Below are 13,735 nucleotides of genomic sequence, written 5' to 3'. Positions count from 1 at the left end.
GATGACGGCTGAGGATGCGGGCACCCCCGTCGTGCTCCTCCACGGGGTCGGTCTCGACCGGACCGTGTGGGCGCGCGTCGAGGACCGCCTCGACCGCCCGACGGTCGCCCTCGACCTGCCCGGGCACGGGGAGCAGCCGCCGCTGACCGCGCCGACGACCCTGGAGGACATGGCCGCCGACATCGCTGCGCGCATGCCCGCCGGTCCCGTCCACCTCGTCGGGTTCTCCCTCGGCTCGCTCATCGCGCAGCAGCTGGCGGCGACGCTGCCCGGGCGCGTGCGCACCCTGACGTGCGTGAGCTCCGTGGCCGCGCGCACCGCCGAGGAGGCCGCGGCGGTCCGGGCCCGCCTTGAGACCGCGTACGAGGACTTCGCGGGCAGCATGGAACGGGCGCTCGACCGCTGGTTCCCCGCCGGGGAGAGCCCGGAGACCGCGGACTGGCGGGCGGAGACGCGAGCGGTCCTGCTCGCCAACGACCCCGACTCCTACCGGCACGCCTATGCGGTCTTCGCCACCGGCGACCGCGCGATCGCCCCGCGGCTGCCGGCGATCACCGCCCCGACCCTGGCGATCACCGGGGAGCAGGATCCCGGGTCGACCCCGGACATGAGCCGTCGCCTCGGCGCGCTCATCACCGGCACCGAGGTGGTCATCGTTCCCGAGGCCCGCCACATGCTTCCCGTCACCCATCCCGAGACGCTCGCCCGCCGGGTGAGCGCGCTCATCGACGACAGTGCTGTTCCCACGGATCGCAGTGCTGTCCTCGACGACGGCAGTGCCGTTTCCCATGACCACAGCGAAAGGAGTCAGCGATGACGCTGCGACTCGACCACTTCATCGGCGGGGAGCACAGCGCCCCGGCCGACGGCGGCTACCTCACGAGCACGAACCCGGCGACGCTCGAGACCCTCTACGAATTCGCCCGCGGCACGGCGGCCGACGTCGACCGGGCCGTCGACGCCGCCTCGCAGGCCTTCTCCTCACGGATCTGGCGCCGGACGACACCGACCCAGCGGGGGCACCTGCTGCGGCGGTTCGGCGACCTCATCACGGAGAACGCGGACGAGCTCGCGCGGCTCGAGAGCCAGGACAACGGCAAGCTCCTGCGGGAGATGGTCGGCCAGCTCGCCGGGCTGCCCGAGTACCTCTACTACTTCGGCGGGCTCGCCGACAAGGTGCAGGGGTCGCAGATCCCGACGAACTCGCCCGAGGTCATCAACTTCACGCAGCGGGAGGCGCTCGGCGTCGTCGGGCTCATCACCCCGTGGAACTCGCCGATGACGCTGACGCTGTCGAAGCTCGCACCGGCACTGGCGGCCGGGAACACCGCGGTGATCAAACCGAGCGAGTACACCTCGCGCACGATCCTGCGCCTGGCCGAACTCGCCGATGAAGCCGGGTTCCCCGCCGGCGTCGTCAACGTCGTCACCGGCCTCGGCGCCGAGGCGGGGCAGGCGCTCGTCGACAACCCGAAGCTCGCGAAGATCTCCTTCACCGGATCGACGCGCACGGGGTCGGCCATCGCCTCGGCGACGGCGGGACGGTTCATCGGCTCGACCCTCGAACTGGGCGGGAAGAGCCCGAACATCGTCTTCGACGACGCCGACGTCTCGAACGCCGCGATGGGCGTCATCGCCGGCATCTTCGCGGCCGCCGGGCAGACGTGCATCGCCGGGTCCCGGGTGTTCGCGCAGCGTGGGATCTACGACGAGCTGCTCGAGAAGGTCACCGCCCGGGCCGCGTCGATCGTCATCGGCGACCCGATGGCCCCGGAGACCGAGCTCGGACCGCTCGCCTTCGAAGCGCAGCTCGGCAAGGTCAAGGAGTACGTCGACCTCGGCGTCTCCGAGGGCGGACGGATCGCCTACGGCGGGGACCGTCCCGACGTCGACCTCCCCGGCTACTTCTTCCAGCCCACCGTGCTCACGGACACGACGAACGACATGCGCGTCGTCCAGGAGGAGATCTTCGGACCCGTCGCCGCGGTCATGCCCTTCGACACCGAGGAGGAGGTCCTCGCACTCGCCAACGACACCGACTACGGGCTCGCCGCCGGGGTGTGGACCCAGAACCTCGCCCGCAGCATGCGGATGTCCCAGCAGCTCGAGGCCGGCACGATCTGGATCAACATGTACCGCGCGATGTCGCCGATGTCGCCGCGGCAGGGGTTCAAGAACTCCGGGGTGGGCATCGAGCACGGCATCGAGTCGATGCACGAGTACACGCGGCTCAAGAGCATCTGGATCAACACGGACGAAGGCCCGGTCGCCGATCCCTTCGTGCTGGGGAGGTGAGGACATGCCGCTCATCGACATCTCGATCGGCCGGGGCCGCACGCCCGAGCAGCTGCGCGCCCTCATCGCCGGCGTCCACGACGTCGCCGCACGCACCACAGGTGCTGCGGACGAGAACATCACGGTGATCGTGCGCGAAGTCGACAAGGAGCTCTGGTCGCGGTCGAACACGACGATCGCCGAACGCGAAGCCTCCGCCTGACCCGCCTGACCGCCTGACCCGCTGACCGCCGCGCGGCAGGCCTCCGGCGGCCGCCTCGGCGAACCGACCACAACGACACCACCCCGCTCACCTCACGAGCAGAGATCCGCCAGGCGCCGCCTGCGGACGGAAAGGACCAACGATGCGCTTCTCGCTCTTCCTCCACATGGAACGCTGGGACGACGCGATCAGCCCCGAACAGCACTGGGCCAACCTCGTCGAACTCGTCAAGATCGCCGAGGCCGGAGGCTTCGGCACGGTGTGGATCGGCGAACACCACTCGATGGAGTACGTCTCCTCGCCGAGCCCGATGCCGCAGCTCGCCGCGCTCGCCGCGCAGACCTCGACGATCCGGCTGGGGTCGGGCACGATCATCGCCCCGTTCTGGCACCCGCTGCGCGCCGCCGGCGAGGTCGCGCTCCTCGACGTCATCAGCGGTGGGCGCGCCGAGGTCGGCATCGCCCGCGGCGCCTACCAGTTCGAGTTCGATCGGATGGCCGGCGGCATGCCCGCGGCCGACGGCGGTGAGTACCTGCGCGAACTCGTGCCCGCGATGCGCGCCCTCCTCCAGGGCGACTACGCCCACGACGGCGAGCACTGGCAGTTCCCCGTCTCGACGGCGGTGCCCAAGCCGGTGCAGCAGCCGACTCCGCCGATCTGGCTCGCCGCCCGCAGCCCCGAGACCCACGACTTCGCCGTCGCCAACGGCTGCAACGTCCAGGTCACGCCGCTGATGAAGGACGACCGCGAGGTCGAGGACCTCATGAGTAAGTTCGAGACGGCGCTCGCCGCCCACCCCGAGGTCGAGAAGCGTCCGGAGATCATGGTGCTGCGTCACACCTACCTCCACTCGCCCGAGGACCCCGAGGGCTGGAAGGTCGGGGCCGCCGGCATCAACAAGTACTACCGGACGTTCTCGGCGTGGGCGTTCGGGAAGAAGGACCCCGTCGACGGCTTCCTCGACCCGACCCCGGAGGAGCGCTTCGCCGACCGTCCCGAGTTCGAACTCGAGTCCCTCCACCGGTCGGCGATGATCGGCACCCCCGCCGAGGTGACCGAGCGGATCAGGCACTACGCGGACCTCGGCTACGACGAGTACAGCTTCTGGTCGGACAATGCGCTCAGCCACGAGGAGAAGAAGGCGTCGCTGCAGCTCTTCATCGACGAGGTCGTGCCGAACTTCAGGTGATCGAGGCGGGGTGAAAAGTGTGAAGCCCGGTGTCGTCGCGTGAAGCCCGGTGGGCGAAGGGAGTGATTCTCCGTCGCCCACCGGGCTTCTCCGTGCGCTCGCCGCGCGAGCCGCGCAACCGTGTCGCGGGCCGCGCAACCGCGGCTTCAGCCCGTCACGCGCTGATGAGGCCGTGGGGGTCGAGGACGAACTTCTTCGCGACGCCCGAGTCGAAATCGGCGTAGCCCTGCGGGGCGTCCTCGAGCGAGATCGCCGTGGCGTTGACGTTCTTCGCGATCGAGACCTTGTCGTGGAGGATCGCCTGCATGAGGCCCCGGTTGTACTTCATCACCGGGCACTGGCCGGTGACGAAGACGTGCGACTTCGCGAACCCGAGGCCGAAGCGCATCGACAGCGAGCCCTCCTTGGCCGCTTCGTCGACGGCACCCGGATCACCGGTGACGTAGAGCCCGGGGATGCCGAGGCTGCCGCCGGCCCGCGTGATGTCCATGAGCGAGTTGAGCACGGTCGCGGGTGCTTCGTGCCCGGCGTCCTTGCCGTGTCCGCGGGCCTCGAAGCCGACGGCGTCGATGCCGCAGTCGACCTCAGGGGTGCCGAGGATCTGCTCGATCTGGTCCTTCGGGTCGCCCTTCGAGACGTCGACCGTCTCGCAGCCGAAGCTCCGCGCCTGCGCCAGACGGTCCTCGTTGAGGTCGCCGACGATGGCGACGGCGGCACCGAGGAGCAGCGCCGAGGTGGCCGCCGCGAGACCGACGGGACCGGCGCCCGCGACGTAGACGGTCGAGCCCACTTGCACTCCCGCCCCGACGGCGCCGTGGAATCCGGTGGGGAAGATGTCCGAGAGCATCGTGAGGTCGAGGATCTTCTCCATCGCCTGCTCTTTGTCCGGGAACTTCAGGACGTTCCAGTCCGCGTAGGGGACGAGGACGTATTCGGCCTGTCCGCCGACCCAGCCGCCCATGTCGACGTAGCCGTACGCCGAACCGGGACGGTCGGGATTGACGTTGAGACAGATTCCCGTCTTGCCCTCCTTGCAGTTGCGACAGCGGCCGCACGAGATGTTGAACGGCACCGAGACGAGGTCGCCGACCTTGACGAACTCGACGTCCCGACCGACCTCGACGACCTCACCGGTGATCTCGTGACCGAGGACGAGACCCTCGGGAGCAGTCGTGCGGCCCCGGACCATGTGCTGGTCGGAGCCGCAGATGTTCGTGGCGACGGTCTTGAGGATGACACCGTGATCGACCTTGCGGCCGACGTTGGCGGGATTGACGCCGGGGCCGTCCTTGAGGACGAATTCCGGGTACTCGGTGTCGATGACCTCGACCTTGCCGGGACCTGCGTAGCTGATTGCCCTGTTGCTCATCCTTGAGCCTCCGTTCGGAGCTGATGGTGAGGACGTGATCGGCGGGAGAACCGATCGGCCTCCTGAAATATCAGTCTTGTATCAGACGTGCTGTCAGTCTTGCCGGGCGTCTCCGTCCGTGTCAATACCCCAGTTCGGACTGTGCGACTCCTCCCAGGACCTCGCCGAGTCGCCGCGGCGCGCGGCGCGGCGCACCCTGCCCGGCAACCTCACTTGGCGGTCGCGGCGACGGTCGGCCGCCTCGGCGCGTGGGCCCCGCTGGTGCGTCAGCGGCCGGGGATTCCTTCGACGCACTCAACCGACAGATACGCCCTGCGCTAACGGCGTATTTGTCGGTTGAGTGCGTCGGTGCGTGAGTGGGCGAAGGATGGCGGCGTAATTGTCGGTTCACCGCGTCGGTATCGCGGGCGGAGAGCGGCGCCGCACTCAATCGTCGCAGGCGGACTCGCTCCGCACGCAACTGCCCACACCCCGCGCAATCGTTGCGGGCTGGACCGGCCTCCGCGCAGCCAACCGTCCCACGCAGCCTCCCCGCACTCCCGCCCGCTCAGTCGGACTCGCCGAGGCGGGTGGCGAGGATCCGCTGGGACGTTGCGCGCAGGTGGCGGAGGGATTCGCGGATGAGCGGTGAGCCGCGGCTGCCGGTGCGCACGGCGGCGATGATCCTCCGCGAGAGCCGGGCCGTGCCGGTCAGCCGCACGCGTCTGACGTTGTCCTCGCCGGAGAGGTTCGCGAGCCGGGGGACGAGGCTGACCCCGATGCCGGCGCCGACGAGCGCGGCCGAGGTCTCCCATTCGACGGACTCGTGTGCGATCGTCGGCGTCAGCCCGGCCGCGGTGAACGCGGCGATGAAGAGCGCATGGTAGGGCGAGCCGGGCACCGCGGTGATCCAGTCCTCGCCGGCGAGATCCGACAGATCGACCGCGTCGAGTCCGGCGACCGGGTGGTCGGAGGGCACCATGACATCGAGCGGATCGTCGAGGAGGTCGACCTTCTCGAACCGCGCGTCGTTCTCCGCCCGGGTGTCCCCGCGCGGGGAGACGACGACGGCGAGGTCGATGCGCTCGGCGACGAGGAGGTCGAAGCAGCGGCTCGGACTCGCCTCGATGACGTGGACCCTGACCTCCGGATGGGTGGTGCGCAGGTTGGCGGCGAGCGGGGCGAGGAGATTCGCCGAGGCGGTCGAGAACCCGCCGATCCCGAAATGGGAAGGCGCCTGGTCGCCGGCGGTGAACGAGGAGGCGCGGATCTCCTCCCACACGGAGATCAGCCGGTCGGACCGGCGGACGAGATAACGGCCCGTCGCCGTCAGGCGCAGGCCGCGCCCGTCCTTGGTGAGAAGCGTCATTCCCAGCGCATTCTGGAGGTCGCGCAGCTGCGCGGACACCGCCGAAGGGGAGTATCCGGTGAGCTCTGCGGTGGCCGCGATCGTGCCCGCTTCGGCGAACGTCCGCAGCGTGATGAGACGCGGATCAAGCATGCTGACATTATGCACCGATTCCGCACGTTGATCTCCAGAATCTCGCGCTTTTCCCGCAGTGTTCGCCCGGTCTATCGTGACATCAGCGAGGCGGCGGGCCTGGGCGATGGGTCGGCCACGCCCGAGGGGCCGCTCGCCTTCATGAGCTCATCAAGGGAGATCGGAATTGACCGCTACCAACCTGGCACCGACGAAGAAGGGATTCCCCGCGGGGATCAGCGAGGAGAGGCTCGACGAGATCCGCCTCCTCCTCGACACCAGGCGCCAGGGCTTCTCACTCGAAGCCCCGTTCTACACCGACGACCACCTCTTCAACCTCGACATGCAGGGCATCTTCGGCCGGCACTGGGTCTTCGCGTGCAGCGTCGCCGAGATCCCCGAGCCCGGTGACTACATCACCGTCGACCTCGGGCCGTACTCGCTCATCGTCCTGCGCACCGACGACGGCGGCGTCAACGCCCTCCACAACGTCTGCCGCCACCGCGCGCCCGCGTGCTCACTGAATCCTCGGGCACGACGGGCAACCTCGTGTGCGGCTACCACTCGTGGACGTACTCGCCCGACGGCGAGCTCATCCACGCCTCGGCGCCGGGTGAGATGTCCTTCGACAAGGCCTGCTACGCGCTCAAGCGCGCCCACGCGAAGGTCGTCGCCGGCCTCGTCTTCCTCTGCCTGGCCGAGGAGCCGCCGGAGGACTTCGCCGAGGTGGCCGACCTCTTCGCGCCCTACGTCGGTCCGCACGAGCTCGCGAAGACGAAGGTCGCCTACCAGCAGAACATCGTCGAGGAGGGCAACTGGAAGCTCGTCATGGAGAACAACCGCGAGTGCTACCACTGCGACGGCCACCCCGAGCTCGCCTGCTCGCTCTTCCCGACGTGGGGGCTGAGCGACGAGACCGTGCCCCCGCACCTGAACGAGGTGTGGGAGCGCAACCAGCAGGCCCAGGCCTCGCTCGAGTACCGCTGCCGGCGCTACGGCCTGCCGTACGAGGTCATCGAGGAGCTCGACACCCGGGTCGCCGGAATCCGGATCTCCCGGGAGTCCCTCGACGGGGAGGGCGAGTCGTTCTCCGCCGACGGGCGTCGGCTCGTCAAGAAGCTCCTCGGCGATCTGCCGGACTTCCGGCTCGGACGGTGCTCGATGCACCTGCAGCCCAACAGCTGGTTCCACCTCCTCGGCGACCATGTCATCACCTTCGCCGCGTTCCCCATCAACGCCCACCAGACGCTCGTGCGCACGACGTGGCTCGTCGCCGATGACGCGGTCGAGGGCGTCGACTACGACCTCGAGACGCTCACCCACACGTGGAAGCAGACGAACCTCCAGGACAAGGCGTTCGTCGAGCTCTGCCAGCAGGGCGCGGCCAGCCCGATGTACGAACAGGGCCCCTATATGAAGAGCGAGTACCAGGTCGAAGCCTTCATCAACTGGTACGTCGGCCGGATGCGGGAGCACGTGGAATGAGGTCGCTCGCCGACCCGACCATCCCGCTCGCGCAGCGGATCCGCGGCCTCGAGATGCCGTGGAACCGGGTCCTCGGCTCGACCGCGGGCCCGGCCGGTGCCGCCACCGCGCTCGGACCGTGGCATCCGCAGGAGTTCACCGCCGAATGCGTCGAGACGATCCCCGAGGCCGGGGACATGATGACGTTCGTCTTCCGCCGCACCGACGGCGCACCGCTGGCGTTCCGGTCGGGACAGTACGTCAACATCGACTTCCCCATCTACGGCGCCGAGGCGGAGCCGGAGTCCCGCAGCTACTCCCTGTCCTCGGCGCCCACCGAACCGTGGACGTTCTCCGTAACGATCAAACGCGACGACAACGGACTCGTCTCACCGTGGGCGCACGAGTCGATCAGGCCGGGCACGGTGCTCGAGATGCTCGGTCCCGTCGGCGCCTTCCACCTCGCCGACTGGGACCGGCGGGCCCGCTACCTGCTGCTCGCGGCCGGGGCCGGCATCACGCCGCTGATGTCGATGATCCGCACGATCCACTCGCTGCCCGGGCAGGCCGACGTCATCCTCCTCTACCACGGGTCGGAGCCCGACCGCTTCGCCTTCACCGATGAGCTCGACTTCCTCGAGAAGGCCGACTTCCGGATCCAGGTCGTCTACTGTCTCGGCGATCGGGCGCAGTCGGCGGCGGCGGAGGCGTGGACGGGACGGACCGGTCGGCTCTCGGCCGAGCTCCTCGACGAGGTCGTCCCCGACGCCAACGGCCGCCAGGTCTTCGCGTGCGGACCGGAGGGCTACCTCAACACGGCCACGGAGTGCCTGAGCCGGGTCGGCGTCGACGACACCTCGATCTTCATGGAGTTCTTCTCCGGTGACCGGGCGACCCGCCTCGAATACGCCGAGGAGGTGGCGCTGGCCGGAGAGATCGCCGGGGAGATCGCCTCGCGACCGAGGAGTACTGGGAGCAGCAGCCGGCGGCGTTCGACCTCTACGAACCCGAGTGCGACACCGAGGGCGCAGTCGAGGCCGGCGGCGTCCCGCTTGAGGCCGTGCCCGCTGACGTCGAGACCACCCCCGACGGTGCAGATGATGGCGAAACGAGACCCGCGGACCCTGCGAGCTTCGCTACCGTGGGAGAAGGCGAACTCACCATGGCCTTCCTCCGCACCGGGGTGAACGTCCGCATCGCCCCGGAGGCCAATATCCTTCAGGCCGCACGGCGGGCCGGGGTGCGGATCGGAGCGAACTGCCAGGAGGGCATGTGCGGTTCGTGCAAGGTCGTCAAGCTCGACGGGGAGGTCGACATGAACCACCAGGGCGGCATCCGCGCCCGCGAGATCGACGCGGGGAAGTTCCTTCCCTGCTGCTCGACGGCGACGACCGATCTCGTCATCGACGCCTAGGCCACCGTGTCCACGGTCCCGGCACCCGCCTCGGCGCGGGGACGGGACGGGGCGACCACCTCGGCGAACACATCACCACACCTGTCCATCGCAGCGTCACCACAGCAAGGAGAACCCAGTGTCGAATTCCTCACCGCGGGTCGTCATCATCGGAGCGGGCATCGTCGGGGCGAACCTCGCCGATGAGCTCGCGCAGTTGGGCTGGACGAACACGCTCGTCATCGAACAGGGGCCGCTGTCCATCCCCGGCGGATCGACCTCGCACGCCCCGGGACTCGTGTTCTCGTCGAATCCGTCGAAGTCGATGACGGAGTTCGCGCAGTACACGATCGCGAAGCTGACGTCGCTGACCGGGCCCGACGGACGGGGATCATTCCTGCCCGTCGGCGGCCTGGAGATCGCGACGACCCCCGAACGGCTCGCCGATCTCGACCGCCGGGCCGGCTGGAACCGCGCGTGGGGCGTCGACGCCGAGGTGGTCGACGCCGACGAGGCGCTGCGGCTCTTCCCGATGCTCAACCGGGACATGGTATTGGGCGGTCTCTTCACCCCCGGCGACGGACTGGCGCTGGCGGCGCGGGGCACACAGCTCGTCATCGAGCGCGCCCAGGCCGCCGGGGTCGAGTTCCGCGACCGCACGGTCGTCACCGACATCGAGCATGCCGGGGGCAAGGTCGCGGCGGTCATCGCCGGCGACGAGCGGATCCCCGCCGACATCGTCGTCTCGTGTGCAGGCTTCTGGGGACCGAAGATCGGGGCGATGGCCGACACTCCCATCCCGCTGCTGCCGCTGGCCCACCAGTTCGCATGGTCGACTGAGGTCCCGAGCCTCGTCGGGAAGAACGAGCTGCCCAACGGTGCGCAGGCACCGATCCTGCGCTACCAGGACGAGGACCTCTACTACCGGGAGTGGGGCGAGCGGATCGGCATCGGCTCGTACGCGCACCGTCCGATGCCCGTCGACCTCGACGAGCTGCCGGCGTACGACCCGGACGAGATCACGTCCGAGCGGATGCCGTCGTCCCTGACCTTCACCCCCGAGGACTTCGAGCGCGAGTGGGAGCTCAGCCGGCAGATCCTCCCGGAGCTGGCGCAGACCGACATCCAGCGCGGGTTCAACGGCATCTTCTCCTTCACCCCCGACGGCGGGTCGCTGGTCGGGGAGTCCCGGAACGTCAACGGATTCTTCGTCGCCGAGGCGGTGTGGGTCACCCACGGGTGCGGCGTCGCGAAGGCCGTCGCCGAGCTCATCGCCCGCGGGTACTCGTCGACGGACCTCAGCGGACTCGACCTCAACCGCTTCGAGGACGTCCAGACGACACCGGAGTACGTCAGCGAGACCTCGCAGCAGAACTTCCGCGAGATCTACGACGTCCTCCACCCGCTCCAGCCCCGGGTCTCACCGCGCGACGTGCGGCTCAGCCCGTTCAACGAGCAGCAGAAGAAGCTCGGGGCGGTGTTCCTCGAGGCCGCGGCGTGGGAGCGCCCGCACTGGTACGAGGCGAACGCCGCGCTGCTCGACGAACTGCCCGAGGAGTGGCGGGCCCCGGAGCGCGAGGCGTGGGCCGACCAGTTCCATTCGCCGATCGCCGCCGTCGAGGCGTGGAAGACGCGGACGAACGTCGCGATGTTCGACATGACCCAGCTCAAGCGCTTCGAGGTCAAGGGTCCCGGAGCCGGCCGGCTGCTCCACGGGCTGACGACCTCGTCGATGCTGCGCAAGCCCGGGGCGGTGAGCTACACGCTGCTCCTCGACGAGGCCGGCGGCATCACCTCGGACATCACGGTGGCGATCCTCGACGAGGAGACCTACCAGGTGGGGGCCAACAGCAACATCGATCTCGCCTACATCTCCCGGGCCGCGCGGCGGCAGACCGAGGAGGACCCGAGCCAGTGGGTGACGGTGCGGGAGACGACGCCGGGCACGTGCTGCATCGGCCTGTGGGGACCGCTCGCCCGCGACGTCATCGCCGCGGTCAGCGACGACGACCTCTCCGATGAGGGGCTCAAGTACTTCCGGACGAAGCCCATCACGATCGCGGGGATCCCGGTCACGGCGATGCGGCTGTCGTATGTCGGGGAGCTCGGCTGGGAGCTCTACACCTCGGCGGATCTCGGGCACCGGCTCTGGGATGTGCTGTGGGAGGCCGGACAGGAGTTCGGGATCATCGCCGCCGGTCGGGAGGCGTTCAACTCGCTGCGGCTGGAGAAGGGCTTCCGCTCCTTCGGCACGGACATGACGAGCGAGCACGAACCCGAGCAGGCCGGTCTCGGCTTCGCCGTCAAAGCGTCGAAGACCGATGACTTCGTCGGGAAGTCGGCGCTCGCGGCCCGTGCCGCGGCGGCGGAGAAGAAGCTCACCTGCCTCACCCTCGACGAGCCGAGCGACATCGTGCTCGGCAAGGAACCCGTCTACGTCGGGCGGTCGGACGGCGACGGTGGTGCGGCGGGTGGCGGTGCTGCGTCGGGGTCGGGTGCGGCCTCGGGCTCAAGTGCGGCCGACGGGTACGTCACCTCGGCGGCGTACGGGTACACGATCGGGAAGGCGATCGCCTACGCGTGGCTGCCGAACACCCTGTCCGTCGGTGATCCCGTCGAGATCGAGTACTTCGGGCGCCGGGTGCCGGCCACCGTCACCGCCGAACCCCTCTACGACCCGGAGATGACGCGCCTGCGCGGGTAGTGCGCGAACCGGCGCGCTCCGCCTGTGAGCGCTCGTTCCACACTTCGCGTGAAAATCGCGTCCTCGGAGGGCCGTTTTTCACGCGAAGTGTGGAACCAGGGTGCGGGGGCTCCGCGCGGCGGTGTTCTGCGCGCGAAGTGCTGAACGACGGCGCCGAGGTGGTGGAGCGGGACGGGCCGTCACCTCGACGAGCGGGTGCGGAAGGTGAGCACGGCGATGACGGCGCCGACGGCACCGAGGGCGGCAAGACCGGCGCCCATCGTCGTCGACCCGCCCGCACCGGGACCGCCGACAGCGACCAGCACGCCGACGAGGGCCGAAGCGATCGCGTTGGCGATGAGCTCCGCGGTGCCGAGGCCCGCGGCCGCCTTCGAGCCCTCGACGGGGTCGTCGCTGCTGCTCATCGCGGCGACGTTGAGGTGGGGGAAGGCGAGGCCGATGCCGGCTCCGGCGACGACGAGACCCGCCGCCCAGACCCACGCGATCCAGGTGCCGGTGACGTGCTGCGTGACCGCGAAGACGGTGAGACCGGCGGTCACGAGGATCGGCCCGAGCACCATGAAACGGCGGGCGAGGCGGGGGCTGTCGACGCTCGCGCTGACGATCTGGACGAAGCTCCAGCCCACGGAGATGGCCACGCCGAAGACGGCGGCGACGAACGGGGACATCCCGATGAGCTCTTGGCCGAACTTCGGCAGGAAGATCTCGATCATCGCCGCGGAGGAGAGGATGCCGAGGACGAGATAGATCCACTTGAGCGGGTTCCCGCGGCGGTAGGCGAGGTGGGGGAGCACCGACGACGGCGAGCGGCGGTCGATGAGGACGAAGCCGACGACGAGGCCGACGCCGAGGACGAGGGCGACAGAGGTCGGCAGGCCGACGGGGACGACCGCCGCCGCGCTGAAAGCCGAGGCCGCGAGGACGAGCACGGTGAGGGAGGCGTACGGCAGCGGTCCGAAGTCGGGGTGATCTGCGGAGCGGCCGGGCAGGCTGCGCAGGGCCATGACTCCGAGGACGAGCGACATGATCGTCAGCAGCCAGAACGCTCCTCGCCAGAAGTCGAACTGGGCGAACAGTCCGCCGACGGCCGGGCCGACGAGGGTGCCGAAGCCCCACATCGCCGAGACGAGCCCGGTCGCGCGGGTCCACAGCCTGCGGGGGAGGGCGTCACGGATGACCGCGTAGCCGAGACCGGCGAGCAGACCGCCGCCGGCGCCCTGGATGATGCGGGCCCCGACGAGCAGCTCCATCGTCGGTGCGAGGGCCGCGCCGAGCGAACCGACGGAGAAGAGCATGAACGCGAAGAGGTACGCGCGGGCGGCACCCCAGGCTCCCAGTGTGCGGGCGACGAGCATCGAGGTGAGCACGGACGCGACGAGGAAGGCCGTCGTCACCCAGGCGAAGTAGCGTTCGCCGCCGATGTCGGCGATCGCGGAGGGCAGGAGGGCGGCGGTGACGAAGGTGTTCATCGCGTAGACGGCGACACCGCCGGCGAGTACGAGGGAGGCGGTGAGATGGTCAGGGCCGAAGAGTTCGCGCCAGCTGCCGGTCTCGCTCGGCACGCTAGTCGCCGGATCGGGAGTCATCGTCGGGTCGGAGGCGGTTGAGGGCCTGTCGTCGTCTCTCATATCGGCTACGCTAAAACCTCAACCAAAGTTGA

Annotated in this window: 8 protein-coding genes and 2 pseudogenes; 7 read left to right on the top strand and 3 right to left on the bottom strand. The window is 69.4% G+C overall.

Going from position 1 to position 13,735, the window contains the following annotated elements:
- Window position 1 precedes the first annotated feature (1 nt).
- From AC2W7K_RS06845 to AC2W7K_RS06830, 4 genes are all read left to right on the top strand, one after another.
- The gene (locus AC2W7K_RS06845; RefSeq protein WP_249120950.1) at window positions 2–817 is read left to right on the top strand and encodes an alpha/beta fold hydrolase; all 816 of its coding nucleotides are present in this window, start codon (window positions 2–4) and stop codon (window positions 815–817) included.
- Window positions 814–2,295 (top strand): aldehyde dehydrogenase, encoded by a 1,482-nt coding sequence (locus tag AC2W7K_RS06840; protein ID WP_198500221.1) that lies wholly within the window; start codon window positions 814–816, stop codon window positions 2,293–2,295. Before AC2W7K_RS06845 ends, AC2W7K_RS06840 begins: the two co-directional genes overlap by 4 nt.
- A 4-nt stretch (window positions 2,296–2,299) precedes the next feature.
- Window positions 2,300–2,497, top strand: a complete 198-nt coding sequence (locus AC2W7K_RS06835; protein ID WP_198500222.1) for a tautomerase family protein — start codon at window positions 2,300–2,302, stop codon at window positions 2,495–2,497.
- A gap of 142 nt (window positions 2,498–2,639) precedes the next feature.
- Window positions 2,640–3,686 carry an LLM class flavin-dependent oxidoreductase gene (locus AC2W7K_RS06830; RefSeq protein WP_344250144.1) on the top strand — a complete coding sequence of 349 codons (1,047 nt, stop codon included), beginning with the start codon at window positions 2,640–2,642 and terminating at the stop codon, window positions 3,684–3,686.
- A gap of 154 nt (window positions 3,687–3,840) precedes the next feature.
- Here AC2W7K_RS06830 and fdhA read toward each other — a convergent pair whose 3' ends face one another.
- Both fdhA and AC2W7K_RS06820 read right to left on the bottom strand, forming a co-directional pair.
- Window positions 3,841–5,055, bottom strand: a complete 1,215-nt coding sequence (gene fdhA, locus AC2W7K_RS06825; RefSeq protein WP_344250146.1) for a formaldehyde dehydrogenase, glutathione-independent — start codon at window positions 5,053–5,055, stop codon at window positions 3,841–3,843.
- Window positions 5,056–5,602: 547 nt separating this feature from the next.
- Entirely contained in the window at window positions 5,603–6,535 is a 933-nt protein-coding gene (locus tag AC2W7K_RS06820; protein ID WP_198500224.1) for a LysR family transcriptional regulator, read from the bottom strand.
- 214 nt (window positions 6,536–6,749) lie between these two features.
- Here AC2W7K_RS06820 and AC2W7K_RS06815 point away from each other — a divergent pair.
- The 3 genes and pseudogenes from AC2W7K_RS06815 (at window position 6,750) to AC2W7K_RS06805 (ending at window position 12,075) form a co-directional block, all read left to right on the top strand.
- Window positions 6,750–7,999 (top strand): annotated as a pseudogene (locus AC2W7K_RS06815) (aromatic ring-hydroxylating oxygenase subunit alpha).
- Window positions 7,996–9,392: pseudogene (locus AC2W7K_RS06810) on the top strand (flavin reductase family protein). The pseudogenes AC2W7K_RS06815 and AC2W7K_RS06810 overlap by 4 nt, the downstream one beginning before the upstream one ends.
- Before the next feature lie 118 nt (window positions 9,393–9,510).
- Window positions 9,511–12,075 carry a GcvT family protein gene (locus AC2W7K_RS06805; protein ID WP_344250151.1) on the top strand — a complete coding sequence of 855 codons (2,565 nt, stop codon included), beginning with the start codon at window positions 9,511–9,513 and terminating at the stop codon, window positions 12,073–12,075.
- A 179-nt stretch (window positions 12,076–12,254) separates the two neighbouring features.
- Here the strand turns inward: AC2W7K_RS06805 and AC2W7K_RS06800 are convergent, their stop codons facing one another.
- Entirely contained in the window at window positions 12,255–13,703 is a 1,449-nt protein-coding gene (locus AC2W7K_RS06800; RefSeq protein WP_211978403.1) for an MFS transporter, read from the bottom strand.
- Between the last annotated feature and the right edge of the window lie 32 nt (window positions 13,704–13,735).

Source organism: Brevibacterium sp. LAARM2_SD2 (genome assembly GCF_057364785.1).
Note: the sequence above shows the minus strand (reverse complement) of the source record. Positions and strands in the feature narration are given on the sequence as shown.

Bases quoted from the DNA above. Each gene is read 5' to 3' on its own strand.
- AC2W7K_RS06845 (WP_249120950.1), top strand. From the start codon at position 2: ATGACGGCTGAGGATGCGGGCACCCCCGTCGTGCTCCTCCACGGGGTC.
- AC2W7K_RS06840 (WP_198500221.1), top strand. From the start codon at position 814: ATGACGCTGCGACTCGACCACTTCATCGGCGGGGAGCACAGCGCCCCG.
- AC2W7K_RS06835 (WP_198500222.1), top strand. From the start codon at position 2,300: ATGCCGCTCATCGACATCTCGATCGGCCGGGGCCGCACGCCCGAGCAG.
- AC2W7K_RS06830 (WP_344250144.1), top strand. From the start codon at position 2,640: ATGCGCTTCTCGCTCTTCCTCCACATGGAACGCTGGGACGACGCGATC.
- fdhA (WP_344250146.1), bottom strand. From the start codon at position 5,055: ATGAGCAACAGGGCAATCAGCTACGCAGGTCCCGGCAAGGTCGAGGTC.
- AC2W7K_RS06820 (WP_198500224.1), bottom strand. From the start codon at position 6,535: ATGCTTGATCCGCGTCTCATCACGCTGCGGACGTTCGCCGAAGCGGGC.
- AC2W7K_RS06800 (WP_211978403.1), bottom strand. From the start codon at position 13,703: ATGAGAGACGACGACAGGCCCTCAACCGCCTCCGACCCGACGATGACT.